Origin of the sequence: Streptococcus sp. CCH8-H5 (assembly GCF_001556505.1) — a bacterium.
Taxonomy (GTDB): Bacteria; Bacillota; Bacilli; order Lactobacillales; family Streptococcaceae; genus Streptococcus.
This window is the reverse complement of record NZ_LSIZ01000041.1, coordinates 1-294: the sequence shown is the minus strand read 5'-3', so window position 1 is coordinate 294 and position 294 is coordinate 1. Positions and strand designations below refer to the sequence as shown.

General features: G+C 45.9%; 1 protein-coding gene. It reads right to left on the bottom strand.

Translation table 11 applies throughout. From position 1 onward, the window contains the following. Positions 1 to 294, bottom strand: a 294-nt coding sequence (locus tag AX663_RS03465; protein ID WP_156430752.1) for a hypothetical protein, incomplete at both ends; no start/stop codon positions are given.

Here is a 294-nt window from a genome sequence, read left to right as displayed (position 1 = left end):
GTTTACCTGTTGTTTCAACTGGTGTCGCTGTCGGTGTTACAGGAGTCACAGTTGGGGTGTACTTAGCTGTGATTTCAGTTCCATTCTTATCCACACGTTTCACAGTTACGCCTGTTCCTGCTCCAGTAAATGATTTTTCTGGTACGAAGGTTACTGTTCCATCTGGTGCAACTGTGTAAGTTCCTTCTCCTGGAATGGTCTTCGTAGTTGAGCCATCTTCAAAGGTTGCTGGTACATCATCATCCATTGGGATTGCAGGGTTACCAGGTGTGAAGCTTGGTGTACCTGTTTGTG